Origin of the sequence: Sporosarcina sp. P13, from assembly GCF_002743055.1 — a bacterium.
Classification (GTDB): domain Bacteria; phylum Bacillota; class Bacilli; order Bacillales_A; family Planococcaceae; genus Sporosarcina.
On sequence record NZ_PDYM01000001.1, the window covers coordinates 124,397 to 150,947 of the forward strand.

32 protein-coding genes are annotated in these 26,551 nt (G+C 39.2%); all 32 read right to left on the bottom strand.

Features of this window, described 5'->3' with window-relative positions; genetic code table 11:
• Position 1 precedes the first annotated feature (1 nt).
• The 32 genes from CSV79_RS00600 to flgB all read right to left on the bottom strand — a co-directional run bounded on the left by CSV79_RS00600 (position 2) and on the right by flgB (position 26,130).
• Entirely contained in the window at positions 2-496 is a 495-nt protein-coding gene (locus CSV79_RS00600; protein WP_099687094.1) for a chemotaxis protein CheD, read from the bottom strand.
• Positions 497-1,129: a chemotaxis protein CheC gene (locus tag CSV79_RS00605; RefSeq protein WP_099687095.1), complete on the bottom strand. Its 633-nt coding sequence runs from the start codon at positions 1,127-1,129 to the stop codon at positions 497-499.
• Positions 1,119-1,586 (bottom strand): chemotaxis protein CheW, encoded by a 468-nt coding sequence (locus CSV79_RS00610; protein ID WP_099687096.1) that lies wholly within the window; start codon positions 1,584-1,586, stop codon positions 1,119-1,121. The genes CSV79_RS00605 and CSV79_RS00610 overlap by 11 nt, the downstream gene beginning before the upstream one ends.
• 17 nt (positions 1,587-1,603) lie before the next feature.
• Positions 1,604-3,676 (bottom strand): chemotaxis protein CheA, encoded by a 2,073-nt coding sequence (locus tag CSV79_RS00615; protein WP_099687097.1) that lies wholly within the window; start codon positions 3,674-3,676, stop codon positions 1,604-1,606.
• A 15-nt stretch (positions 3,677-3,691) separates the two neighbouring features.
• The gene (locus CSV79_RS00620) at positions 3,692-4,831 is read right to left on the bottom strand and encodes a protein-glutamate methylesterase/protein-glutamine glutaminase (RefSeq protein ID WP_199171843.1); all 1,140 of its coding nucleotides are present in this window, start codon (positions 4,829-4,831) and stop codon (positions 3,692-3,694) included.
• Positions 4,824-5,690, bottom strand: a complete 867-nt coding sequence (locus CSV79_RS00625) for a MinD/ParA family protein (protein ID WP_099687099.1) — start codon at positions 5,688-5,690, stop codon at positions 4,824-4,826. The genes CSV79_RS00620 and CSV79_RS00625 overlap by 8 nt, the downstream gene beginning before the upstream one ends.
• Complete coding sequence (gene flhF, locus CSV79_RS00630) at positions 5,683-6,798, bottom strand: flagellar biosynthesis GTPase FlhF (protein ID WP_099687100.1); 1,116 nt, start codon at positions 6,796-6,798, stop codon at positions 5,683-5,685. The genes CSV79_RS00625 and flhF overlap by 8 nt, the downstream gene beginning before the upstream one ends.
• On the bottom strand, positions 6,799-8,829 hold the full coding sequence (gene flhA / locus CSV79_RS00635; protein ID WP_099687101.1) for a flagellar biosynthesis protein FlhA: 2,031 nt from the start codon (positions 8,827-8,829) through the stop codon (positions 6,799-6,801).
• Positions 8,830-8,853: 24 nt separating this feature from the next.
• Complete coding sequence (flhB, locus tag CSV79_RS00640) at positions 8,854-9,936, bottom strand: flagellar biosynthesis protein FlhB (protein ID WP_099687102.1); 1,083 nt, start codon at positions 9,934-9,936, stop codon at positions 8,854-8,856.
• 1 nt (position 9,937) lies between these two features.
• The gene (gene fliR, locus CSV79_RS00645) at positions 9,938-10,714 is read right to left on the bottom strand and encodes a flagellar biosynthetic protein FliR (RefSeq protein WP_099687103.1); all 777 of its coding nucleotides are present in this window, start codon (positions 10,712-10,714) and stop codon (positions 9,938-9,940) included.
• A 4-nt stretch (positions 10,715-10,718) separates the two neighbouring features.
• Positions 10,719-10,988 carry a flagellar biosynthesis protein FliQ gene (fliQ, locus tag CSV79_RS00650; RefSeq protein WP_099687104.1) on the bottom strand — a complete coding sequence of 90 codons (270 nt, stop codon included), beginning with the start codon at positions 10,986-10,988 and terminating at the stop codon, positions 10,719-10,721.
• 12 nt (positions 10,989-11,000) lie between these two features.
• The gene (gene fliP, locus CSV79_RS00655) at positions 11,001-11,666 is read right to left on the bottom strand and encodes a flagellar type III secretion system pore protein FliP (RefSeq protein ID WP_099687105.1); all 666 of its coding nucleotides are present in this window, start codon (positions 11,664-11,666) and stop codon (positions 11,001-11,003) included.
• Complete coding sequence (locus CSV79_RS00660; RefSeq protein WP_099687106.1) at positions 11,659-12,339, bottom strand: flagellar biosynthetic protein FliO; 681 nt, start codon at positions 12,337-12,339, stop codon at positions 11,659-11,661. The genes fliP and CSV79_RS00660 overlap by 8 nt, the downstream gene beginning before the upstream one ends.
• 8 nt (positions 12,340-12,347) lie before the next feature.
• A complete protein-coding gene (locus CSV79_RS00665) occupies positions 12,348-12,710 on the bottom strand; it encodes a response regulator (RefSeq protein WP_099687107.1) in 363 nt (120 codons plus the stop codon).
• A gap of 21 nt (positions 12,711-12,731) precedes the next feature.
• Entirely contained in the window at positions 12,732-13,910 is a 1,179-nt protein-coding gene (fliY, locus tag CSV79_RS00670) for a flagellar motor switch phosphatase FliY (protein WP_099687108.1), read from the bottom strand.
• Complete coding sequence (gene fliM / locus CSV79_RS00675) at positions 13,903-14,904, bottom strand: flagellar motor switch protein FliM (RefSeq protein ID WP_099687109.1); 1,002 nt, start codon at positions 14,902-14,904, stop codon at positions 13,903-13,905. Before fliM ends, fliY begins: the two co-directional genes overlap by 8 nt.
• Positions 14,905-14,952: 48 nt before the next feature.
• Positions 14,953-15,384, bottom strand: coding sequence for a flagellar basal body-associated protein FliL (gene fliL / locus CSV79_RS00680; RefSeq protein ID WP_099687110.1), 432 nt, complete (start codon positions 15,382-15,384; stop codon positions 14,953-14,955).
• A complete protein-coding gene (locus CSV79_RS00685) occupies positions 15,374-15,595 on the bottom strand; it encodes a flagellar FlbD family protein (protein ID WP_099687221.1) in 222 nt (73 codons plus the stop codon). The genes fliL and CSV79_RS00685 overlap by 11 nt, the downstream gene beginning before the upstream one ends.
• A gap of 51 nt (positions 15,596-15,646) precedes the next feature.
• Positions 15,647-16,453 (bottom strand): flagellar basal body rod protein FlgG, encoded by an 807-nt coding sequence (flgG, locus tag CSV79_RS00690; RefSeq protein ID WP_099687111.1) that lies wholly within the window; start codon positions 16,451-16,453, stop codon positions 15,647-15,649.
• A gap of 83 nt (positions 16,454-16,536) precedes the next feature.
• The gene (locus CSV79_RS00695; protein ID WP_099687112.1) at positions 16,537-16,911 is read right to left on the bottom strand and encodes a TIGR02530 family flagellar biosynthesis protein; all 375 of its coding nucleotides are present in this window, start codon (positions 16,909-16,911) and stop codon (positions 16,537-16,539) included.
• Between the two features lie 17 nt (positions 16,912-16,928).
• Positions 16,929-17,612 (bottom strand): flagellar hook capping FlgD N-terminal domain-containing protein, encoded by a 684-nt coding sequence (locus CSV79_RS00700; protein WP_233201329.1) that lies wholly within the window; start codon positions 17,610-17,612, stop codon positions 16,929-16,931.
• Positions 17,613-17,615: 3 nt separating this feature from the next.
• Positions 17,616-18,428: a flagellar hook-length control protein FliK gene (locus CSV79_RS00705; RefSeq protein ID WP_099687113.1), complete on the bottom strand. Its 813-nt coding sequence runs from the start codon at positions 18,426-18,428 to the stop codon at positions 17,616-17,618.
• A gap of 3 nt (positions 18,429-18,431) precedes the next feature.
• Entirely contained in the window at positions 18,432-19,085 is a 654-nt protein-coding gene (locus CSV79_RS00710) for a hypothetical protein (protein ID WP_099687114.1), read from the bottom strand.
• Between the two features lie 28 nt (positions 19,086-19,113).
• Positions 19,114-19,722, bottom strand: a complete 609-nt coding sequence (locus CSV79_RS00715) for a MotE family protein (protein WP_099687115.1) — start codon at positions 19,720-19,722, stop codon at positions 19,114-19,116.
• 1 nt (position 19,723) lies between these two features.
• Positions 19,724-20,176 carry a flagellar export protein FliJ gene (fliJ, locus tag CSV79_RS00720; protein ID WP_099687116.1) on the bottom strand — a complete coding sequence of 151 codons (453 nt, stop codon included), beginning with the start codon at positions 20,174-20,176 and terminating at the stop codon, positions 19,724-19,726.
• Positions 20,173-21,510: a flagellar protein export ATPase FliI gene (gene fliI / locus CSV79_RS00725; protein WP_099687117.1), complete on the bottom strand. Its 1,338-nt coding sequence runs from the start codon at positions 21,508-21,510 to the stop codon at positions 20,173-20,175. The genes fliJ and fliI overlap by 4 nt, the downstream gene beginning before the upstream one ends.
• Positions 21,507-22,277, bottom strand: a complete 771-nt coding sequence (fliH, locus tag CSV79_RS00730) for a flagellar assembly protein FliH (RefSeq protein WP_158232435.1) — start codon at positions 22,275-22,277, stop codon at positions 21,507-21,509. The genes fliI and fliH overlap by 4 nt, the downstream gene beginning before the upstream one ends.
• Entirely contained in the window at positions 22,270-23,283 is a 1,014-nt protein-coding gene (gene fliG, locus CSV79_RS00735) for a flagellar motor switch protein FliG (protein WP_099687119.1), read from the bottom strand. Before fliG ends, fliH begins: the two co-directional genes overlap by 8 nt.
• Before the next feature lie 14 nt (positions 23,284-23,297).
• On the bottom strand, positions 23,298-24,890 hold the full coding sequence (gene fliF, locus CSV79_RS00740) for a flagellar basal-body MS-ring/collar protein FliF (protein WP_099687120.1): 1,593 nt from the start codon (positions 24,888-24,890) through the stop codon (positions 23,298-23,300).
• Positions 24,891-24,952: 62 nt separating this feature from the next.
• Positions 24,953-25,258, bottom strand: coding sequence for a flagellar hook-basal body complex protein FliE (fliE, locus tag CSV79_RS00745; protein WP_099687121.1), 306 nt, complete (start codon positions 25,256-25,258; stop codon positions 24,953-24,955).
• 21 nt (positions 25,259-25,279) lie between these two features.
• Positions 25,280-25,738 (bottom strand): flagellar basal body rod protein FlgC, encoded by a 459-nt coding sequence (gene flgC / locus CSV79_RS00750; RefSeq protein ID WP_099687122.1) that lies wholly within the window; start codon positions 25,736-25,738, stop codon positions 25,280-25,282.
• Positions 25,739-25,740: 2 nt separating this feature from the next.
• Complete coding sequence (gene flgB, locus CSV79_RS00755; protein WP_099687223.1) at positions 25,741-26,130, bottom strand: flagellar basal body rod protein FlgB; 390 nt, start codon at positions 26,128-26,130, stop codon at positions 25,741-25,743.
• Positions 26,131-26,551 lie beyond the last annotated feature (421 nt).

Below are 26,551 nucleotides of genomic sequence, written 5' to 3' on the forward strand. Positions count from 1 at the left end.
GCTATAGTTCCTGAGTGCCTGCGTTTACTGTTCGGACGTGGAGAATGCTAGTTTCCGGATCGAATTCAATCGTTCTACCACTCGAACCTCCTGTGTCTTCTGCAACAAGTTGAATCGAATATCTTTTCAGCTCTTGTTTAACAGCTTCTACATTACGTGGGCCAATACGAATCGTGTCACCCGAACCAAATTGAAACATTTGAGCACCACCTGCAATTTTCGCCTTAATACTGAACGGACGAACTCCTTGTGATTTCAGCATTTCAAGCATGGCATGAATTCCAGTATCCGCAAATTTAGCGACATTAAATTGTTTGGATTTACCTAACTGGCTATCCGGCAACATGACATGGACCATGCCTGCAATCTTTTTTGTAGAATCATATAATACTACACCTACACAAGAACCCAGCCCTGACGTACGAATGGTTTGTGGTGCATTAGCAATATTCATATCAGCGATACCTACACGTATTACAGTTTGTGTATTATGCATTTACAATACACCTAATGAACTGAAGATTGTGCGGTACGATAGCGGGTCGGGTAATAAGAAGAAATGTCCCGCTAAACTCGAGATGCCTTGTTCCCCTTCTTGCAAAATTTCGGTTTCAATCACGATGACTTCATCACTATACTGTGACACTTCAATCAAACCAAAACTAACAATTGCACCCACCATATCCACACTTAAAGAAGGGACGGTTGGATAGATTTTTAATGAAGTAAAATCAGATAATGCGGATAAGTACGATCCGGAAAGAATATTTCCTAATTCTTGTAACGCAGACACACCCATACCCAATTCCTCAACAGCAGCAAATTCAAACTCTTTATCTCCAGTCAATTTACGAATGAACTGCGTGGCTGATTCAATCGTCAGTACAAAAAACATACTTCCTGTTAAATCCCCCTCAATCCGCAAAAAGATGCCAGCAACAACTTTCTCTGTACCGCCTGCCAGTTCAAACATTTCATCAAAAGTAACTAGTGCGACTTTCGGTACACGCATATCAATTTTATGTTCAAGAAGTTGTGATAAAGAGGTAGCCGCATGGGCTGCCCCTATATTACCAATTTCCCTTAATACATCCAAATGCATCTCAGTAATATCGTGGTTAGAATTCATCTGCATTCACCTTCTTGATTGGTTGCAGAACCTTTTCCAAATTCAACATAACGAGCAATCGTTGTTCGACTTTCGCTACACCCGAAATAAATTCTGATTCTACAGAGCCAACAACTTCTGGCTGCGGTCCTATGACACTGGTAGGCACATCCATTACGTCATTCGCATCATCTACGATTAAACCCACTTCTGAATCTGCATGCGAAACGATAATGATACAACTTGACTCGTCAAAATCTTTTGGTTCCATATCCAAACGTTCACGTAAATCTACAATAGGCGTCACGACACCGCGAAGATTCAGCACACCTTTTACATATGAAGGCATCCTCGGAACACGAGTAATCGATAAAGATTTCTCGATCGATTCAACTACATTCAATTCAATTGCATATTCTTTATTCATCAGTTGGAAGACGATCACTTTTATTTCGCTAACTTCACTAACATTTGTCATACGTTTCGTCACCTCAATTATTTAATCAGAGCATTGCAGTCAACAATTAGTGCGACTTGACCATTTCCAAGAATTGTAGCACCAGAAATTGCAAAGACACTTTGTAAGTAATTTCCTAAAGACTTCAATACAATTTCTTGTTGACCTATAAATGAATCTACGACTAGGCCTGCTAAACTCTCACCTTTTCGTACAATAACAATTGAGTGGAAATTATCATTTTCGGTTGCGCTATTATCCATTTCAAATATTTCTTTTAAATCGACTAGCGGTATAATCGTTCCCCTAAAGTCAATAACTGGTTGGTTATGCGCATTTAGAATATCGGACTTTTGAATAATTGCCGTTTCTATAATCGACGAAAGAGGAATTGCATATATTTCTTGATCTAGTTCTACTAACAAGACAGAAATAATAGACAGTGTCAGTGGTAATTGCACTTGAAATAATGATCCTTTTCCTTCTGTTGAATCGATAGAAATATGGCCTCCAAGGGACTCAATCGTGTTTTTCACTACATCTAACCCTACTCCGCGACCCGATACATCTGTGATTGATGTAGCCGTTGAAAAGCCAGACGCCAGAATCAATTCAGCAACTTGTTTATTGGATAAAACAACTGCAGCTTCTTCTGTCACAATACCTTTTTCAATAGCCTTACCTATTACGCGTTCACGATTAACCCCGGCGCCATCATCTTCTAATTCTATGAATACATGATTACCCGAGTGATAGGCACGTAGCGTGACAGTACCTTCTTCTGGCTTGCCTTTTGCCATACGTTCTTCTGGATTTTCAATTCCATGATCCAATGCATTTCGAATTAAGTGAACTAGCGGATCACCGATTTCATCGATTACGGTACGATCGAGTTCCGTTTCAGCTCCTATAATTTCTAAGTTTACTTTTTTATTTAAATCACGTGCTAATTGACGAACCATTTTCGGAAAACGATTAAATACAGTTTCCACTGGTACCATTCGCATATTTAAAATAATGTTTTGCAAATCACTTGATACTCTTGTCATTCTTTCTACCGATTCATTGAGTTCTGGGTTATGCAATTCACTTGCAATAGATTGAAGACGTCCACGATCAATGACAAGTTCTTCAAACAAGTTCATCAAGATATCTAGCCGGTCAATGTTTACACGAATCGTTTTATTGGAAGTAGATGATGAAGCTTTTATCATTTTACTTGCTTCTTTTGGCGTTTCTTTAGGTTTTTCACTTTTTACAGAAAGTACATTTTGTTGTGGTGTTTCTTCTGGTTGAACGTCTCCTTTTTGAAGTTCAGTTTGTTTATATTTTTCCACATAATCATCCGTAATATGCGTAATATGTACATTTTCTATTTCAGAAACTTTCATGACCTTCGCTTTCAATTCTTCAGCGTCTTCATGTGTTAGTAGAACAATCGTAAAGTTTTGATCAAATTCTTCATTTTCGAGTTTTTCTACAGTTGGTACTGTCTTAATTACTTCACCGGACTTTTCTAAAACCTCAAATGTCATGAATACCCGCGCTACTTTTAACAAGCAATCTTCACGTAATTGAATAGTGATCTCTAGTGCATTAAAACCTTGTTCTGAAGACTGCGAGATTACTGTTAATTCAAATTCATCATAATAAATATCCGCAGAAGCAACCACTTCTATCGGCGCCTCTTCAGTTGTTGCAGCAGTGGATCCCTCTACTAAGTCAAGTGGCTGTCCCACTTCGATTCGGTTCAGCATGTCGACTAGTTTACTGATATCTTTTTTACCGTCTCCGCCCGCTTCGATATCTAGCACCATTAGTTCGAGGTCATCCGCAGCTTCAAAAACGACGTCTAAGATTTCTGTCGTCACACTGATTTTAGCATTTCGAATCGCATCAAGGACATTCTCCATTTTATGTGTCAAGTCCGCTATATCTTCGTAACCCATCGTAGCTGACATTCCTTTTAACGTATGGGCTGCCCGGAATATCTCATTGACGATTGCTAAGTCATCTGGATTGTTTTCTAACGCTAGCAACTGTTCATTACAAGCTTGCAAGTGTTCTTTACTCTCTTCGATGAACATATCCAAATACTGTTTTATATCCACTGTAAAGCCCCCTAGTTACTTCAAATTTCCCAATATAGCATCTGCAATCTGCTGCACATCTTTCACCTGATCGCAGAGGCCAGCATCTATGATAGCTTTAGGCATTCCATAAACAACTGCCGTATTATTAGATTCCGCTATAGTGACTGTCTTACATGACGATCTCAATAATTCCATTCCTTCTTTCCCATCGTAGCCCATACCTGTCATGATGACCGTAATATAATCCAACTCTTTATGCGTTGCTGCAGATTCCAATAACATATTGACTGCAGGACGATGTCCAGAACGCGGGGACGCTTTGCTATCTAGTACAATTTGATAACCCACTACTGTTTTCTCAAACGTCATATGTAGCCCACCCGGCGCAATATAGGCTGTACCATTCTGTATCATTTCGCTATGTTCCGCTTCTTTGACTGCGATTTCACTTAATCCATTTAGTCGTTCAGCTAGTGACTTTGTAAAACCTGGTGGCATATGCTGAACAATTAAAATCGGGCAGGGGAAATCTGCCGGAAGCCGAGTGATCACTTCTTGTAAGGCCCGCGGACCCCCTGTCGATGTACCTATTATAACAAACGTTTTAGTACATTTTACTATACTTTTAGAAAAGCTTGACGAATTGGGAGTCGATCCTATATCTGGTCTACTCCCATCTTGAATTTCTCTTTTTTTCACCGGTAATATTGTATGTTGTGTTGAAGATGTAATTTTTCTGGTCAACATGTTAATTCCAACGTTAGATGCCGCGAATACTTTTTCCACGATTTCTTTCTCAATTTCATGAAGATTTAACGAAATCGCACCACCTGGTTTTGCAATGATGTCAACTGCACCATATTCAATTGCTAGTAGAGCGTTTTCGGTATTATGTTTTGTAGTACTTGATAAAATGACAACGGGTACAGGATTATTGGTCATTATTTCTTTCAACGCTTCCAAACCGTCCATTATAGGCATTTCAATATCCATGGTGACTACGTCCGGCTGAAGATCTCGAACTTTCTCTACTGAATCCTTTCCATTTCTGGCTATTCCGACAATTTCCATCATAGGATGTTTATTCAACATGTCAGAAATCAATTTCCGCATAAATGCTGAATCATCTACGACAAGGACTCTCTTTTTCCTGCTAGCCAGCACGTCAGCCACGCCCCTTCTGAAAAATATTTTTTATTTTATCTAAGAATCCAGAAGTTTCTATTGAAGTGCCTGGCTGTTCACCAAGTAAATATGTTTCTGTGATATCTTTCATTCGTTTACTAATTTGTGCATTTGGATACATTTTCACAAATGGTGTTTGGGCAATTACAGCATTTCTTACATGTAAATCATCGGGTAAAAAACCTAAAATATTCGTTTCAGTAGAGAGAAACTTTCGCATCGCTAATTGCAAGCGAGCAACTGAATCTCTTCCTTCTTCTTCTTTCATTACTCGATTGTTAACAATATGAAAAGTTTTTCCTGCCTCTTGCATACAGATGAATTTCATCATGGAGTAAGCATCTGTAATTGATGTAGGTTCCGGAGTAGATATCAAAATAATTTCATCCACTGCTAGTATTAAATCAATGGAACTTTTAGTTGCACCAGCACCCATATCGAATAAAATCACATCATAATCGGTCTGTAATACGGAGAAACCATCTATCCATCGATCGAACATTGGTTTAGACCACTCTACCACGGTTTCTAAACCAGAACCTCCCGCAATAAATGCTAATCCTTCTTCTACCGGTGTAATGACTTCATATATGCCTTGAGAAGCATTCAAGTAATCTTTTAAACTATAGTTCGGTGTGGCACCAAACAAAATGTGAATATTGCCCATACCGATGTCCATGTCTACAATCAAGACTTTCTTACCTTTTGCTAGTAATGAATAGGAGAAATTGGCGGTAAAGTTAGACTTACCTACCCCGCCTTTCCCACTAATAATGGCAGCGGACTGTGCCGTTTTCCCTTGACATTTTAACATTCTCAAACGCAATGCTTCAGCCTGATCATGCATGTGGATCACCTGCCAATAATAGAGAAAATACTTTTTCGTAATCTGCTTCCGTAATGTCTTCTGGCACTTCCTGGCCATCTGTATAATAAGCCATTCCGATATTGTACTTCAGCATAAGATTGATCATTGCACCGACAGAATTAGTTTCATCTGTTTTAGTAAAGATAAACTTTTCAATAGGAAACTTTTCGAAACGCTCTATAATAATATCCATGTCTTGTTCTTTGGATGTAGTGGACAATACAAGAAATGTTTCCATCTCCAATGAAAAGTCTACTAGTTTTTTTAAATCTTCAACGAATTTAGCTTCTTTGTAATTACGACCTGCTGTATCAATGAACACAAGGTCCCGATCTTTCAATTTTTCAATTGCTACTCGAAAGTCTGATTCATTATAAGCAACTTCTACAGGAGCCTGAAGCAAATTAGCATAGGTGCGCAATTGTTCAATTGCTGCTATACGATAAGTATCAGTCGTAATAAAACCTATTTTCTTCTTTTCTTCAAGTAATGCACGAGCTGCAATTTTAGCAATAGTAGTCGTCTTACCTACACCTGTAGGACCTAAAACATTGATGAATTTTTTCTTATAAGAAACTCCACCTAATGGCAGATCTTGTAGTTTGTCTAAAAACCATTTTCTCATAATCTCAATTTGTTCACTTTCAATGAAATCTATCTTATCGCGTTTCATTCTTTCGAAGATTATGTCGCCTATTTGCACTATATATTCATGTGAAAGCCCCTGGTTCCGAAGTTTATTGAGCAGAGGTAGTAATTCATCAGGATATTTTTCAAACGTCTGATCATTTTTATGTATCTCTTTAATCCATTTTTTGATTTCTCGAATCTCACTTTGCAGTTGTTCTGTTGTCTCCGCTACTGCTGCAGCGTGAGTTACAGAATGTACCGTTGACTCGTAGGATTTTTTTTCGCTCTGTTTATCAAAACCTGCAACTACTTCTACAAATCGTTTTTGAAATAAGCCGAAAAACCCTTTACTCTTCATCACTTGTGAGCTAAGTATGACTGCATCATCGCCAAAATCATCACGCACTTTTTTCATCGCCTCTACCATAGTAGAAGCTGTATATTTTTTCATCTTCATTTAAATATCCACCACCCCTACACTTTGGACTTCTACGGATGCTTCGAGCTCATTATAAGACAGGATAGGTATTTGTGAGAAATAACGCTCTGTGATTTGTCTCAAATACATTCGAATTGCTGGTGAACATAAGATGATTGGCGCTTGATCTAGTAGAGCTACACGCTCGACTTCTTGTGCAATACGTTCCAAGATCGATTGTGACTGTGCTGGATCTATAGATAAGAAGTTCCCTTGTTCTGTTTGTTGAATACTATCTGAGATTAGTTTCTCAATTTTTCCTGAAACCGTTAATACTTTCAAGGCATCATTACCATTTACATATTGACCTGTAATTTGTTTTGCCAGTGATTGTCGAACATATTCAGTCAAGACATCTACATCAGAAGTGTACTTAGAATAATCCGCAAGCGTTTCAAAAATGATGGACAAATTCCGAATAGAAACTTGTTCGCTTAACAACTTAGCAAGTACTTTTTGGATTTCACCTATAGATAATGGTGTTGGTGTTAATTCATCCACTAAAATTGGATATGTCTCATGAACATGATCGACTAGTTGTTTTGTCTCTTGACGTCCAAGTAAGTCTGCCGCATGTGCACGAATAACCTCTGTCATGTGTGTGGAAACTACACTTGGTGGATCAACGACCGTATAGCCCATAATTTCAGCGTCTTCTTTCACTTCTTCTGTAATCCATTTTGCCGGAAGTCCAAATGAAGGTTCAATCGTATCGATACCTTCCACTAAATCTTCACCCCCTGGACTCATCGCTAAATAGTGATCTAATAATAGGTCGCCACGAGCCATTTCATTACCTTTAATTTTAATCCGATATTCATTCGGCTGAAGCTGAATATTATCTCGAATTCGAACTACCGGAATAACTAAACCGAGTTCGATTGCTAGCTGCCGCCTGATCATTACTACGCGATCTAACAGGTCGCCCCCTTGCGTTGCATCTACAAGCGGAATCAAACCATAGCCAAACTCAAATTCAATGGGATCGATATTCAATAAATCAATGACATTTTCGGGTCGTTTCAAGCCTTCTGTCTCAACATCTTGTTCCATCTCGAGTAGTTCTACAGGATCCTCTTCTGATTTGCGAGACATCATAAAGGCTCCTGTAGCAAGTGCTGCAGCAATCGGAATCGTTAAAATATCATTAATAGGTGTAGCTAAGCCAAGCAATAAAATGGTGATAGACGCTACATATAGTAACTTAGGTTGTCCCAGTAATTGATTCGTAATATCCGTTCCTAAATTCCCTTCAGACGCTGCACGTGTCACAACGATACCTGTAGCTGTGGAGATAAGAAGCGCTGGAATTTGTGAAACAATACCATCACCTACTGTTAGAGTAGAAAATTGAGTTGCGGCTTCAGCGAACGGTAAACCCATTTGAACTACACCGATAATCATTCCTACAAGTAAGTTAATCATGACGATGATGATACCAGCAATCGCATCTCCTTTAACGAACTTTGTTGCACCGTCCATTGCACCGTAGAAGTCTGCCTCATTGCTAACTTTTTCACGCCGTGCCTTTGCTTCTGTGTCTGAAATCATTCCTGCGTTCAAATCAGCATCAATACTCATTTGCTTTCCTGGCATCGCGTCTAATGTAAATCGAGCCGCAACTTCAGAAACTCGTTCCGAACCTTTTGTAATTACAATAAATTGAATAATAATTAAAATAACAAAGACAACTAATCCAACAACAATGTTCCCACCGGTTACGAACGTACCGAAAGTATCTACTACCCCTCCTGCATTTCCTTCAGAAAGAATCGCACGCGTTGTCGATACGTTAAGGCCTAGTCGGAATAATGTTAGTAATAGTAATAATGAAGGGAAAATGGAGAACTGTAAGGCTTCCTGCATATTCATTGCTGTCAATAGAACCATTAAACCGAGTGTAATATTAATTATGATAAAAAAACTTAATAGCCAAGGGGGTAAAGGGATTACGAGCATTGCAATGATCATAATAACCGCTGCAAGTACTCCAATGTCTTTAAACTGCATCCTACCCCTACTTTCTTATTTCACTTATATTTTTCGCTGAATACGATAGACGTATGCCAAGATTTCTGCGACCGTCTTGAAGAAATCTTCAGGAATACGATCTCCTACTTCCACTTGGTCATACATTGAACGAGCAAGCGGTCGATTTTCCACCATTACAACCTTATGCTCTTTCGCAATTAACTTGATCTTTTGCGCAACGAAATCCGCACCTTTCGCTACAACAATGGGTGAATCCATTTGTTCTTCATCGTATTTTAAAGCAATTGCAAAGTGCGTTGGATTCGTAATGACAACATCCGCTTGCGGAACTTCTGACATCATTCGACGCATCGCCATTTCACGCTGCCGTTGCTTAATTTTCGATTTAATCAATGGATCACCATCCATATTTTTATATTCATCCTTAATGTCTTGTTTAGACATTTTAAGGTTTTTTTCATAGTCAAACTTTTGATATAAGAAGTCTAGTATTGAAATAAAAAGTAAAACGAGTGATGCAATAATACCCATCATCCCGACCAATTTTGCAATCGTAAGTAAAGTCATTTGCGGTGTACTGAACGCTAGATCCAGCACTTCCCCAAAATTCATCCAAATGACCAATGTTGTAACTGTGCCAATGAAAGAGATCTTTAACACTGATTTCAGTAATTCCACAATTGCCTTAATTGAAAAAATACGCATTAACCCTTTAATCGGATCAATCTTTTTAAGGTCGAACTTCAATGTTTCACCAGTAAACAGTAAACCAAACTGCAGTAAATTAGCAGCAACACTAGCAAGTACTGCTACAATCATAATTGGTAATAAAATAACAGCCATTTGTTTAATCATACTCATATAAATTAACATGACTTGATCTTCGTTCATCGTATGTATAGGTATAAAATGTGTAAAGGATTCACGAAAAAACACAAAGAAATTATCTAGCATAAGTCCCGCAGCGAAAAACATGAAAATAAATACCGAGAGCAACACAATCGCACTCGTTACGTCCTGACTTTTTAGAACCTGTCCTTTTTTACGAGAATCTTGTCTTTTTTTCGGGGTGGCTTTCTCTGTTTTCTCGCCTGCGAAAAATTGTAAATCAAGCGTTAGTAACAATTTAGCCCCCTCCTAGAAGTACCATCAAATCTCTCATCGAAACAATCATGATTTCAAACAACTTTTTCATAAGCACAATAAACACACTGGCCATTGTCAATAGGACGATGAAACTTACACCAATCTTTATTGGAAAACCAACGACAAAGATATTTAATTGCGGAACGGTTCTTGCTGTAATACCGAGCGCTAAATCTACAAGAAATAAAGTAGCTACAACCGGTATTGCCATTTGAAAAGCAAGTGCAAAAGCTTTAGCGAACGTCAAAACGACAAATTCTGCCATCCTCTCTTCTGCAAATGGCGGCCACAGTTCGTTAATTGGTACAAATTCATAGCTATAAAATATGCCATCAAGCAACATATGATGGCCGTTTATCGCAAGCAATAATAGCATTGCCAAGGAATTGAAGAATTGACCAAGTAACGGTGACTGAGCACCTGTTTGCGGATCAATTACGTTTGCGATAGCGAATCCCATTTGGAAGTCGATAAATCCACCAGCCATTTGAATTGCAGACATAATAATAAAGGCGGCAATGCCAATTGACAAGCCGACTATTGCTTCTTTTATTACAAGTAAGATATATTGACCGTCAATATTCAATGTTGGTATGTCGACTGAATAGGACATCATCCAAGCAAGTATCGCAGCGAATATCAAACGTTGCGTCGCTGGAATGGAGCGATAGGAAAATAACGGTATCGTAACAAAAAATGAAGTGATACGCGTCAAAATTAATAAAAATGCCGGCAATGAAGGAATGATATCATTCATTTCATCACCCGATATACCTGGAGAGATTAGAGAATATCTCGCTTGCGTAATTTGTTACATGCGATAACATCCAAGGTCCAAAGAATACTATAGCTACCATGACTGCTATAATTTTCGGCACAAACGCCAATGTCTGTTCCTGAATCTGTGTAGCGGCTTGAAATATACTAACAGCAAGACCCGCCAGCAATGCGACAATCAGGAGAGGTCCTGAAGAGAGTAGTATCACCCAAATCGACCGTTCAGCAATGGAAATTACAAACTCACTCGTCATTCAAATTCCTCCCTAAAAGCTTTCTAACAATGACTGGATGATCAAATACCATCCATCTACTAGGACAAACAATAAAATCTTAAATGGTAATGAAATCATAACTGGTGGTAGCATCATCATCCCCATCGACATGAGTACACTTGCAACAATCATATCAATGACCAAGAACGGAATAAAAATCATAAAACCCATTTGGAATGCGGTCTTGATTTCACTTAATGCAAATGCAGGGACCATCATCGTCAATGGTATATCTTCAATCGTCTCTGGTCTTTCCATTTGATTGTAGCGCAGAAATAACTCTAAATCTTTTTGTCTCGTATGCTCACTCATAAACTCTTTAAATGGTCCGCTCGCACGTTCATACGCTTCATCCAAACTGATTTCTCCATCAAATAATGGTGTTAAAGCTTCATCATTCACCTGACTTAAAACAGGCGCCATAATGAAGAAAGTCAAAAACAACGCTAGTCCAACAAGCACCTGATTCGGAGGCATTTGTTGAGTAGCGAGTGCGGTCCTGACAAATGACAGCACAATAATAATACGCGCAAATGATGTCATTAAAATCAAAATGGCAGGAGCAAGCGATAAGACCGTCAATAACAGTAGCATTTTTATGGATGTGGAAACATTAGTTGGGTCACTACTTGAGAACGAATTCAGAAAATCAGCCATCCCGGTCGCTCCCTTTCACCTTAAAACGATCCATCTGCTGTTTACGATCAGCTTTGATCTCTTCCATTTTAGATGTGAAAAGTGTACTAAAATCAGACGTTTCCTTAGTACCAGCGGAATCCGCTTTCGAAAAAAAGCGTTCATATAGCTGGGAGACGATCCCTTTTCGAACTTCACTATCTTCTTGGTCATAACGGGCGAGCAAGTCAGCAATTTCATCCGGATCATCTATTTCACGTAGAAGTTGTACGTTTTCGCCCACACCTACTACAAAATAATGATTACCCATTTTTACTAATTGAATAGATTTCTGTTGGCCTAGCGGTACTCCACCTAAATTGGTCATCAAACGATGTTGATTAAAATTACGATTCCGCTTGTTCATAAATCGAAGTAACCAAAGGAGTAAACCGATAACGAATATAAAGGCTATAAGCGTTCGAACATAATCCCAAGCTGTTAAACCAGTAGGCTCAACATCTTCGGGGTTATTCGCTGAGGTTGCCGGATTATCTAACTTTTCTACAATCAAACCTTTTGAACCGCAATCTACTCCTTTGCCAATGCAATCGGATACACTGATGTTAGGATCTGTTACAGCATGTGCAAGAGGAGTAATGGAAAAACATAAGAAAAGTGCAATTAACCATTTGGTAAATAGTTTTCCATTCATAAGTCGCTTTATCCCAACGCTTTGTCAATTGCTTCAATAACACGGTCAGCTTGGAAAGGCTTAACGATAAAGTCTTTCGCGCCTGCTTGTATAGCATCAATTACCATTGCCTGTTGCCCCATCGCTGAGCACATAATAATCTTTGCTGAGGGATGTGTACCTTTAATTGCTTTTAAAGCAGAAATACCATCCATTTCCGGCATCGTAATATCCATTGTCACTAAATCGGGTTTTAACTCATTATATTTCTCAATTGCTTGTATTCCATCAGCTGCTTCACCGACTACTTCGTAATTATTTTTCGTTAAAATATCTTTAATCATCATTCGCATAAATGCTGCGTCGTCTACTACTAAAATTCTCTTACCCATTTATATCCCTCCAAGTATCTTTTATCGTAAATTGTTAATTCGATCCTTCTGACTTAGGATATCCGTAATACGAACACCAAAGTTTTCATCAATGACTACTACCTCTCCTTTTGCAATATAACGATGATTGACTAGAATATCGACTGGTTCTCCAGCTAACTTATCTAGCTCAATAATTGAACCTCCTGACATCTCCAGTATTTCTTTTACGGAACGCTTTGTACGCCCTAATTCTACTGTTACTTGAAGTGGTATATCAAGTAGCATATTCAAATTATTAGATTCTTCTTTGTTCAAGCTAGATGCTTGGAAATTGGCAAACTCTGCTTGTTGGACTTGTACTTGCGGATGAGTCGGCCTAGGAGTCGGTGGTGCTTGATAGGATGGTTCTTGTGCTGGTTGTGGTTGTCGTGCTGACTGTTGATATTCTGGCTCTGACTGTAGCGCTACAGGAGTCGGTGTAGGTGCTGCAGGTGTTGGTTGAATTTCTGTAACTGTCGCAGCTTCTTCCTCTCCCATCAAAGATGAAACTAAGCTTTTTCCAAATTCTAATGGGAAGAGTTGCATAAGATTGGAATCAATCAATTCACCTACTTTTAAATTGAACGATACACGTATTAATAAGTTATGTGCTGGGATATGTTCAGTTCCTTGATCAAGCTGAATATCCATCAAATCAATAGTTGGCGGTGAGATATCTACTTTTTTATTGAATATGGTAGACATGGATGTAGCAGCAGAGCCCATCATTTGATTCATCGCTTCCTGTACCGCGCTTAGATGAATTTCCCCCAACTCGTTATTAGGTGATTTTCCATCCCCACCAAGCATTAGATCCGCAATAATTGCTGCGTCACTTTGCTGAATGACAAGTAAATTGGTCCCACTTAAGCCTTCCGTAAATTCCACTTTTACAGCCACATACGGATGAGTGAACTCTTTATCTAGGTCATCGCGATTGATCAGTGTTAAAGCGGGTGTCGTAATATCCACCTTTTGTCCAAGCAACGCAGAAAGTGCAGTTGCCGAACTCCCGAAAGAAATATTCCCAACTTCTCCAAGCGCATCTTGTTCCATATCTGTTAAGGAATCGTTTATATTTATCTCTGTGGGCTCTGACTTTGATGCTTCCGTCGATTCAAGTATCTCGCCACGCAATAATGCTTCAATTTCTTCTTGTGAGAGAATATTATCACTCATTATCCTCATTCCCTCCTGACAACAATGTTTCCAATATTTGAACAGCCATTCGATTTCGCATCTTACCTGGCTGGGCCGTGAATTTCGTTGTGTCCCCTATACGAATCTTCAGTGGTTCTTCAATTTGTGTGTCTAACGAAATGACATCGCCTATTTGTAGGTAAAGGAAGTCTTCAACTGATATCTCTCCCTTACCTAATTCCGCAACAATAGGCAACGACACTTGTTTCAGATGCTTTTCTAATAATACACTCTGTTCTGGGGTTGGCTCTTTCTTGTTGGTTTGCATCCAGTAACGAACGGATAGGTTTGGAATAATCGGTTCGAGTACGACGTGTGGAATACATATATTAATCATTCCGCTTGTTTCGCCTATAACGATATTAAAAGAGATGACAATGACCGTTTCATTGGGTGATATCATCTGTAGAAACTGAGGATTCACTTCCATTTCCGCAAGATATGGATCAATATCGATCAATCCCGACCAAGCCTCACGTAAGTTATCAAAAGAACGTTCAAATAATTTCGTTAAAATCTTCGTCTCAATTTCCGTCATATTGTCCACTTTTCCAGAACTGGAACCAAATCCGCCCATCAGCCTTTCGAGCATAGAATAAGCAACATTCGGATTCACTTCCATCAAAATATTCCCTTCCAGCGGGGATACATCGAATATATTAATCAATGTCATATTAGGAATGGAACTGAGAAATTCCTCAAATGGTATTTGATCAACAGATACAACGTTAATTTGAATATATGTACGCAATTGGGCAGATAAGTAGGTTGTCAACAATCTAGCAAAGTTTTCATGAATTCGCGTCAAACTACGTATTTGGTCTTTTGAAAAGCGCAATGCACGTTTAAAATCATACGCACGAACTTTCCTGGCCCCTCCTTCTTTCTTCATTTCCTCCGCTGACATCTCACCCGTAGATAATGCTGACAGCAACGCATCTATTTCATTTTGTGACAGTACATCTCCCGACATGGGCCCACCTCCGCTTGCATAAGCGTCTCTTAGCAATCATACAAGCCGTCACTGAATAATATAAGAGACAATATATACTTTCTGTATTTCCCCATCTTGCATCAGTTCATTGATCTGGGCTTTAATGGTATTTTCAAATTGCTGTTTTCCTGCTTTTCCTTCAAAATCTTTCACCGTCATCTCAGAAACCTCCTGAATGACCATGTTTTTGACTTGAAAATCTCGCTTTTTTAGTTCCTCAGCAGCCTTTTTTCCATCGGTTTGGATTTTTAACGACAGGCGGATAAAGTTACGACCAGATAAGTTCGTTATGATTTCATCTATATCTACTGATGCTTCAATGATCGCATCAATATTCGGTCCTTTGCCAGAAGCGTTACTATCCTTATTGAAATTTAAAATAAGGACCACTGCCACTACACCAATTAGTGTAATACTTACTAAAATAATTAATGAAATCGTCAATAATTTATTCTTCATCTATTTCACCCCGGATATGCGGATTTGACAGCAATTGGACCACTTGATAAAATTCAATGATCCGGCTGTGCACTTCCTCAACCGTATCAAGGACAATATACTTTGAACCTGTCGTCAACGTAATCGTCGTATCTGGAAACGACTCGACCTTTTCTATGTATAGCGCATTTAATGTAAATGTTGTACGATTCAATCGCGTTACTTTAATCATATGTAAGAGCCAGGCCAAGGCCGGCCCGCCCCTCCTTTTTAATCTATGCTTTTATCGTTTTAAGTTCACAAGTTCTTGCAATATTTCATCGGACGTTGTGATGATACGTGTGTTCGCCTGGAATCCACGTTGAGCTACAATCATTTCCGTAAATTCTTCGGAAAGGTCGACGTTGGACATTTCTAGGGAACCTGATCTAATTGAACCGCGACCGCCTTCAAGTGGCGTTAATTCATCAGATGGTGCTCCAGAGTTTGCAGATTCTCGATACATATTACCGCCAAATTTAGTTAAACCACCTGGGTTATTAAATCTGGCTACACTTATCTGCACTGGATCTCCGTCTGGGTTTAAAACTCCATCTACAACATAATTGACTGTACCATCTTGTCCAATAGAAAGTGAGGTCGCATCTAACGGAACTGAAATTTTAGCTCCATCAATATCTAGCAGAAATTTTCCATCACCATCGACAATGACACCGGTTTCGTCTAAATAGAAGTTTCCACCTCTAGTATAAAACTTTTCTATTCCACTTTCCTCACCGACGATAAAGAATCCATCTCCTTCAATTGCTAAGTCTAGTGTATTTCCTGTCGTTTGCATGGTACCACCCGAGTGAATGGTATCGATAGCTGCCAGTTGTGAACCTAATCCAACTTGTTTCGGGTTGATACCACCACGATTGTCCCCTGACGCGGAAGCGCTAGCCACGCTCTGTGAATACAAATCCTTAAACACCGTGCGCCCCTTTTTAAAGCCATACGTATTAACGTTGGCAATATTATTACCAATTACATCTAGTTTCGTTTGAAAGTTTTTTAATCCGGATATTCCTGAGTACATTGAGCGAATCATATGTTTGTTTCCCCCTCGGTTTTAAAGTGCACCACGTCAATCGTTCGGCGGTGCGTTGGCATCCTGTTAAGGTCCTGCCGTTTTTAGCTGAGTAGTATTGTTCCATCGATATTCGTAAATAGTTGATCTTTCGCTTCCATGCGGTTCATCGCGGTGATGACGGTTGAATTCTTCGCGCTGACGATGAGTGCAGCTTGTTCGGTCAATACGAGCGATTCACGGATTCCTTTCCTCTTTGCCTCGTCTACTTTCTCTGAGATGCGTGCCCATTCAGCGTCGGTTATTTGAATGCCTCGTTCTTGCAGACGATCATTAGCATGTTTACTAATTTTTAGTTTTTCAGGCTGTGTCGCTTGCTGTAGATGTTCAAGAAATGACTGCCGTTGCTGTTGTGCTAGTATCTGTCCTTGGCCTAGGATTGGTTGCGATGGAATGCGATGGGCAGTGATCTTATTCATGACATCGCTCCATTCCTTTATTCGCTAATTGATGTGAATTGGTTAGCTTCGATTTTACTTCCGTCTTGTAGAATATAGAGTAGCTTACCTTCTTTATTCGTTACCGAAACGACTTTCCCTGTGAACTCTTCTTCGCTATCTATGTATCCTATTGTTTTACCAATTAACATACTGGCTTGTACTAGACTGTTCGATTGGCTACTTATGCTTCCGGATGTCCCGTCCGCAAGTACTTCAGAAATATTGCCTGGCGATAATACCTTACCGTCTGCTAATGTAAAGATCACGGATCCGTCAATATATTTAATGGACTGAATCGTTCCAGAACCTTCGTTGATAACCGGCTTACCCTCTTCGTCTTTTTTATCGGATAGTTCATGCCAACGGATATCTTTACCAATAAAGCTATTGTACTGGATCAATTGACTTTGGTTTTGTGCATCAGCGAATCGATCAAACGCTTTCGCTAAGTTCATCGTCTGCTCAAGAGATGAAAACTGTGCCATTTGCGCAATGAACTCATTGTCTTTCATTGGGTTGGTAGGATCTTGATTGGCCATTTGTGCAATTAAAATTTGCATGAACGCATCTTTATCCATCGTACCTGGTCCCGTTTTGCGCTCATCACGTTGCTTGTTAATCAAGTACATAGAATCTGTAATAGTTTTTTGCGCTGGCGTTGAGTTAATATTTCCCGTCACTGATTACACCTCCAGCTCAATCATAAATTCTTCAAACGTCATATCGTGTTCATCTTGTTGATCATTCTGCTCAGTTGACTGCTCTTTTTGTTGTCCATTTTGTTTGTTAAATGCTTGTTCACGATCATTTTTTGATGGATCCTGAATCGTCTGTGATAGATCAATTCGGTCAACCTGCAAGTTTTGCTGATTGAGCGCGTGACGCAACTGATGCATTTGACTATCTAGCATTTCACGTGCCATTGCAGTCGACGCCAAAATTCTAGCTGTCATGACACCATTCACTTCCAATAATTCAATGCGCACTCGCCCTAAATGTTCAGGGTACAACTTAATCGACAGTCGGTTCATACCATTTGTATGTCCAAAATTTGCTCGATTCAACACCGCTTGAAATTCACGCATTAACGCTTCACTTCGACTTTCCGGTACTTTCACCGGCTGCGTCATCTGAAATACGGGTCTGTTTTCCGTCTGCGGTAAAGCAGATTGTACAGAAGGTGTTTCATTTTGTTTTGCCTGACGTTCCTGTTTCTTAGTATCAGCAGCTGGCTGTTCGGTAGTAAAACGGATCATATGCTGCAAGGCGGTAGGTAACTGAATCGTTTGTTTTGTTTCTAGCTGAACTACTGTATCTTCTATCTTCGGTGCAAATTGACCCAAAAAAGGTCGAATCGTTTTCACTAATTCTTCTTGCCTACCATAGAGATCCATCTTAGGCGCTACTAGTTCAACTGCTTTGAACAGTGCTGTCATTTCAACTACTTCCTTTTCAGGTAATCGCTGAACTGCTAATTGAATTTTCTCTAGCGGCAATGTTTACAGTACTTCAAGTACAAACCAAGTATCTCCTGTTGCTTGTATTTGTTCTAATTGTTCTTTAGTAACTCCAACAGCTTCTAGTGCACTCGTAATTGTCTCTACTAGTTTATCGGGATTTGCACTACTAACGGAAGCTAATTGGTGCAAACTAGGAAACTTCTGCAGATTAGGTAAATCGGGAATTTTTTTAGTTTCCCTTACTGAATCTGTTATCACCTTGTTAAGTAACTCGGAATCGATAGCCCCCTGTAGATTAATTGAGATTTTCGGAAGCACATCTTCTGTATGTTTTGTAGGAATAATTGGTTTATCCTGTTCTTCATCTTGAGCAATCACAATAGACTCTTCAACAGTATCCATTGTCTTCATGCTCTGACGATTGACTTCAGGTAATTTTTGTCCACTTTGTTTCAACTGTACTAGTAAACTAGCTAGGTCTTCTAACGTTTCGGCATTTGTAATATCGGCCATCAATTGAGTTAGTTGGCCACCTCCATTAAGTGATGGCTCACTATTGGTAAATTCGGAAGATGCTATCACACTTCGAAAGACACTTCCAAATCCAGTAGCACCTGTATTGCCTGTTGAAGGAACTGGTGAAGTGGTCGGCATGCTAGGAGAACCGATACTCATCAACGATCCTAAATTCACATTAACACCTCCTTTAACCATTATTATACTACTTTGTCAACATCGAAGTATATTTAGCCGCTTCTTCTGGTGACATCTTCTCAAGTATAGATGCCAAAGTCGCAGGCTTTAAGCTGGATAAGATTTGTACTGCTTCTGCATCCCCCATTTTTGTAATAACGGGAGCAACAGATTTGGCAGACATTTGTTCATAAGTAGTTACAATTTCCTTGAAATCTCTCTTCGATTCACTTTGCTGAAGTTTCAGCTTTTCAATTTCTTCGTTTAGTTTCTCTTTTTCAATTTCTAAAGTTTCATTTGAATCTTTCACTTGTATAAGTTCGTTTTGGACTTCAAATAGTTGCGCTTCTTTTTCTTGAATTTCTGCTTGCAAAGAAACGACTCGCTCTTCTAAAATCAAATCTCCCTCTACATTCTCATCAGGCACCTTTTCTTCAAGAAATGTTATTTTTGAAGTCCATTCTTCAGCTTGATTAAAGACATTAACATCCGCAACTTTTGCTATGATTAATATGACGGCTGTTGTAAACAGTAACGGTATAATAATCCATGCAAATAAAATTTGAAAAAAGCCGATTGTCTTTTTCTCCCCAACTTCTACTCCATCGGCTTCGTTCTTTTTTTTAGATTTAGCCACTTTACCACCTATCTTCTTTTGAGCGAAATTTTATCGTCGACAGTTCATCCATTAAATTTGCTTCCACATATTCCATCTCGGCATCATATTGTTGTTTACCTATTTCTTTCATTTTCTCAAACTTTTTTACTTCAATATTCTTTTCCAGAAGCTGTGATTCATACCAATTCATTTTTGATCGAGAGTTAATCACTTCTTGCTGCGTTTGATCTATTTGCATTTCTAACATGTCGATATATCGAGAATAGTGATGTAAATTATCTATGGAGAAACCTGTAGCCATTCGTAGTTGCTGTTCTTTTAATGTTTCTTCCTTCTTTTTCATTTGGTCGTATAGCACAGTTGCTACTTCCTCAAATTGCTGAATAGCTTCTTTATAGGCCATTTCAGTTTCGTCACGCTCTTGTTCACGCACTGTCAACACTTTTTCAAAACGATATTTATAAGATGTCATCTACCTCCACCCCCAGAAGCTAATGCAATCATTTCATTGACAGTATCCTCTAGGCTGACATTTTCATCGTAACCTTGCTTCAAGAACCTTGTAATTAGAGGTTCATATTCAATAGCTTCGTCAATTTCACGTGAAGTTCCTTTTTTATAAGCACCGATATTAATCAAATCTTCAGCTTTGTCATAAGCGTAATATAGTTCGCGTAACTTGGCTGCGGCTTTTTTATGCTCAGGCTCTGCAATATGATTCATTAAACGGCTTACGCTTTTCAAAACATTGATCGCGGGGTATTGCCCTTTATTTGCAAGAGTTCTATCGAGTACGATGTGACCATCAAGAATTCCCCTTACGGCATCTGCAATCGGTTCATTCATGTCATCTCCGTCAACAAGCACCGTATAGAAAGCTGTAATAGCCCCCATCTCATTCGTCCCGCTTCGTTCGAGTAATTTCGGTAAAATAGCAAACACGGATGGGGTATAGCCACGCGTAGCCGGTGGCTCACCAACAGCTAGTCCAATTTCACGTTGCGCCATCGCTACACGAGTGACAGAATCCATCATCAGCATCACATTTAGACCTTTGTCTCTAAAGTACTCTGCAATAGCTGTTGCAGTAAACGCTCCTTTTATCCGCATAAGAGCCGGCTGATCTGATGTCGCTGCAACAACGATTGTCTTTTTCAAGCCTTCAGAGCCTAAATCTCTATCGATAAACTCACGAACTTCACGACCACGTTCACCAATCAACGCTATAATATTAATATCCGCTTCCGTATTACGTGCAATCATGCCAAGCAATGTACTTTTCCCGACACCGGAACCTGCAAAAATTCCAACCCGCTGGCCACTACCTACTGTAAGCATACCATCAATCGCCTTTACCCCAACGGCTAACTTATCATTGATTGTTGGACGCGTTAGCACATTCGGCGGACTATTTTCTGTACGAACAGTAGCTAATCCTTTTGGCAGTGCGCTTTGGTCTATCGGTTTTCCTAATGAGTCAAGTACTTTTCCCAATAAATTCATACCAACTTTTACTTCGAGCGGCTTACCTAATGTTTCCACTAGGCAACCGCTTGAAATATTGCGAATATCAGTATATGGCATGAGCATAACAATTTCTTCACGGAATCCAACGACTTCCGCTTGTATTACTGAACGTCTTTCTCCTGGTACATTCAAGTGAATAAAGCAAACATCCCCTATGGAAGTTGGCGGCCCCTGCGATTCAATCATCAGACCGACTACTCGAATAACTCGACCATATTTTTTCAACGTATTGATAGTAGGTATAATTCGAATGAGATCCTCTGCTTTTTTCAAAATCACACACCACTTTCCATAACTTTGACAAGCTGTTCTTTCAATTCGTTTAATTGTTCATCTACGCTGACGACGATACGACCATGGTTTGTCTCAATAATACAGTCTGTTTCAGAAAAGTCTTCATTTACAAAAATAAGGAATGGCGTTTCAGGAGGAAAAATAGATGCTAATTCAGATCGGTTATGCGTCACCATTTTAAAGTATTCTGTAGGGACGAATAACTTGATCTCTTTCATCTCCTGCGCTTCTTTTATTCCTTTTCGAACAATGGATAAATAAGTCTCGTCATCATCCTCGAGTGCTTTATTAATAATTTGTTCTGCTGAACGAATTGCAATATCCAAGATCACTCTTTCTGAATTAATCAAATACTGCGTAGCATTCTGATAGGACAGTGTTGTCGTCTCATTTGCAGCTTCAGTCATTTCACGCATATCAGCTATCGCTTTATTACGTCCATCTTCAAATCCTGTTTGAAACCCTTCGTCATATGCTGATTGCTGAAGTTGTTCTTTTTCACTAGTCCAAGTAGCATACATCGCTTCAATATCCGCTGCCGCCCTCGTCATTCGTTGAGCAATATCAGCATCTGCTATTTCACTGCGTTGTTGGATCTCCGCCATCATTTGTTTGCGTTCAGCGAAAATATTGGCGTGTGTAATAGGTTCTTCTGTGATTTCAACCGATTCTTGCAGTAAACTACGAATTGTAATCTCTTTCACTCGATCTTTGTTTACTACCGTACGCTCAGAACGAAATAGATTAGACAATGATGTCATCTCCTCCGCCACGGGCAATAATAATCTCCCCTATATCTTCAAGTCTACGGATAATGCCAACGATTATGGATTGCGCTTCTTCTATATCCCGTAGTCGTACAGGCCCCATTATTTCCAATTCTTCTTGGAAGGACTCAGCCATACGTTGAGACATATTCTTGAATAAAATCTCCTTTACTTCTTCACTCGATACTTTCATAGCCAATAGTAAGTCTTCGTTATCACAATCCCGAATGACACGCTGAATCGAACGATTATCCAATGTAATGATATCTTCAAATACGAACATCCTCTTACGAATTTCTTCTGCCAATTCAGGATCCTGAATTTCAAGCGCATCAAGAATTGTTTTTTCGGTAGAACGATCGACACCATTCAACACTTCGACTACTGCATCGACACCGCCCGTTTCTGTGAAGTCCTGTGTCACTGTAGAGGACAATTTACGTTCCAACACCGCTTCAATTTCGCTAATTATTTCTGGAGATGTTGATTCCATCGTTGCAATTCGCTTTGCAATATCTGCTTGCATTTCTTGAGGTAGAGAAGACAGGATCAATCCTGCCTGCTCCGCTTCTAGATATGACAATATTAGCGCAATCGTTTGCGGATGTTCATTTTGTATAAAACTCAAAATCTGTGAAGGTTCTGCACGTCTCGCAAAATCAAAAGGCTTAACTTGCAGTGAGGAAGTCAGTCGATTGATAATTGCTTGGGCATGATCTTTACCAAGCGCTTTTTCAAGAATTGTTTTCGCATAACCAATACCGCCTTGCGAAATATAATCTTGTGCTAATGCAATATTATGGAATTCTTCAATGATTTCTTCTTTTACAGATGACTCTACTTTTTTAACCCCTGAGATTTCTAGTGTTAATTTCTCAATCTCATCTTCGTTTAAATGCTTATAAACCGCTGCCGAGACTTCAGGCCCCAGGGAGATAAGCAATAAAGCTGCCTTTTGCTTTCCTGACATACCTTTGTCTTTCTTAACCAACTTGCATCCCTCCGTTAGTCCTCAGCAATCCATGTTCGTAATAACTTCGCGAATTCATCTGGCTTATCTTTCGCCATCTTCTCGAGTTGTTTCCTACGCTCAGTGGCTTCGGTTTCTTGATCCAAATTAATATCATCTACTTGGACAGTTTGTAGTTGTTGTTCAACTTCCAGTTCTTCTTCTAGTTGAGCATCTTTACGTCTCTTACGTAAGAATAAAACGACGAGTATGACGATAGCCAGTACTAGAACGCCACCAATAGCGTAAATCCACCATGGAATGACCGTCTTAGCGTCTTTAAATGCTACGTTCTTACCTTTCAACGGCTGAACCGAAACAGCTATCTTCTCAGCCAATAACTCGTCAGTAAGTTCACCAGCCGCTTCTTTATCTAATGTTGTGCGTACGATTGTTTCTAATATACGTTCAACATCTTGTTGCACTTCAGGCGCTAATGAAGTCGGATCTTCCGCAATTGGAGGCTCAATCATAACTTGTATGCCTAGATTACGAATTTTATAAGGACTCTCCACAATATCTTTGCGAATTCGATTGACTTCATTGTTTATCGTCTCTTCTAGGCGTTCGTAGTCTCCGTTACCCGATTCACCTTCTACATAGGTTGTTCTATTATCTGTTGGATCTTCCGCTTCTGGAGTTCCACCTACCGCAGGATTAGTTCCTGAAAAAGATTCTGTAATTCGCTGTACACTTAATGCAATACCTTGCATGTTTTCTTCATCAACAGGCGTCACAAGATTTTCTATACGTTGCTCCTTTTTAAAATCGATGTCTGTTGTAACTGACACCACGACTTTATCTTGGCCCATCATCGTACCTAACATCATTTGTACTTGTCTTTGGATATCACGTTCGATGGTCTTTTTTACGCTCATTTGATCCGTTACACTTTGTCCAATCGAACTTCCTGAATCTTTCAGATCAAAATATTCAAAGTATTGGTTCTGTATGACGATATTATCATTAGACAAGTTAGGCAAGCTTTTTGACACAAGGTTATAAAGTGACGCAATTTGCTGCTCAGTGAAGTGTTGTCCAGCATTGGTCTTCAACATAATGGCTGCGCTAGCTTCTGTCGCCGAATCATTGACGAAGATCCCCTCTGTCGGCAAGCTAAGCATGACCTTAGCATCCTTTACACCTTCTATACCCTTTATTAAGTTCGCTAATTCAGTCTGCATCGCTGCAAGCTTTATCATATTGAATTCATTATCTGTAGTTCCGAAACCTGCATTATCCGAAAAGAAAGAGTAATCAATGAGACCAGAATTCGGGAAACCTTCTGCCGCTAACGATACGCGCAAATTGTCTAACTGTTTCTCAGGTACCGATATAGCTGTGCCGCCTGGCTCCACTTTGTACATAACACCTTTTCCATCCAACACTTCTTTAATACGACCTATTTCAGACGGCGATACATCCGAATAAAGTGTTACATATGTAGTCTTAGATAGGTATACTGTTAAAAATAATGCCAGCGCAAGCACACTGGCTGCTGTTACAATATATATGATTTTTTGATTTTTGGAGCGACTATCCCAGAACACTTTTATATCCGTGCTAAGTTTTGCAAATCTTTCCTTCATTCTAATCCCCCGGTAAGCCTAACTGGGTAAATCTCCTAGTTTGCTTAGTGTTTTTCTTTCGTTTAAACAGGCATTCTAATGATTTCTTGATACGCTTCTACTACTTTATTGCGCATTTCAACAGTTGCATTCAGTGCGATGCTCGCTTTTTGCGCAGCAATCATTACATTATGCAGATCAACATCTTCACCTTTGATAAGCTTAGTTGTAAATTGGTCTGATATTTTCTGCGTATGATCTACTTTATGAATTGCATCATTGAGTATCGCTGAAAAGCTTTGCTGTGCTTCATAAGGGGTTTGGGGGGATTTTTGCGGTTGTAGAATAGGCATGGCAGATAGTGTGCCAGTAATGGATTGAATCGGCATATCATCTACTCCTTTTACTTATTATCTTCCAATTTCCAATGCCTTCATAAGCATTGACTTATTTGCGTTGAGTACAGTTACGTTCGCTTCATACGATCTAGTTGCAGACATTAAGTCAATCATCTCCCGTAACGGATCGACATTTGGCATTTGCACATAGCCTTCTTCGTTTGCATCTGGATGTGAAGGATCAAAAACTAATTTAAATGGCGTTTCTTTGTCCTCTTTGATACGCGTTACTGCAACACCATTAGCTGATCCATGTGTGTGGGTACCTTTTGCGACTTGTAGAAATGAGGCGAATTGTCCTTCTTTCGGTTGCAATGTTACTATTTTTCTTCTATACGGCTGCCACTCACCATCTACTTGCTTAGCACGTGTTGAATCTATATTGGCCATATTAGATGAAATTACATCCATTCTTAATCTTTGTGCAGTAAGAGCTGAAGAAGATATATTTAAACTATGAAATATACCCATAATTAACGCCCTCCTTTAATAACACTTTGTAGTGAATTAAATTTCCCGTTTAGGCGTTCAATAAGTGCTGAATTATAGATTTGATTTGCAGCTAAATCAGCTTGTTGTTTATCCATATCCACCCCATTGCGATCTTGACGGTAGCGCAAATTAGATATATCTAATGTTTTACTTCCAACAGAATGGGTAAAATCTACATGTTTGACATCTGTTTTGTAGGCTACTAACATTTCTCTTTTTTCACTTAATAATACTTGTTTAAAATCTACATTCTTTGACTTATAATTCGGCGTGTCAACATTAGCTATATTTTGAGATATGACTTTCCCTTTCGCCGATGAATAATCTAAACCTTTTTCAAGTAAATTGATGGTACCACCATAAATGTCTATCTTCTCTCTTTCCTTTCTCAAACAAGTCCATTACTCTCTATATCCGACAAAATATCGCATTAATATACAAAATTCACTCTATTAACTAATTATATTACATTTTTCTCTATCATTCTCTTTGTCTATTGTAGCTGACAATAATGATTTTTGTCCAATGCTTTATAGTTGTTTTTATAATCAAAGTAAAGGTTTATCTGATTACTGTAAATAATCAGATTTACACAACGCGATTATTCAACACTTCTTATGTATCACGCTTGCTAAGTAACTTTTTTGACGAATTCAACTCACAACCCAGAGTATTTATTAACACCATTCCCTCAGTAACTTACTAAACCAAAACAGACACTCTTACAAAACTGCTTGGTAGAATGGCTATAAATCTCTACGATTAGCGCAATATATTTTATCATCTTTTTTC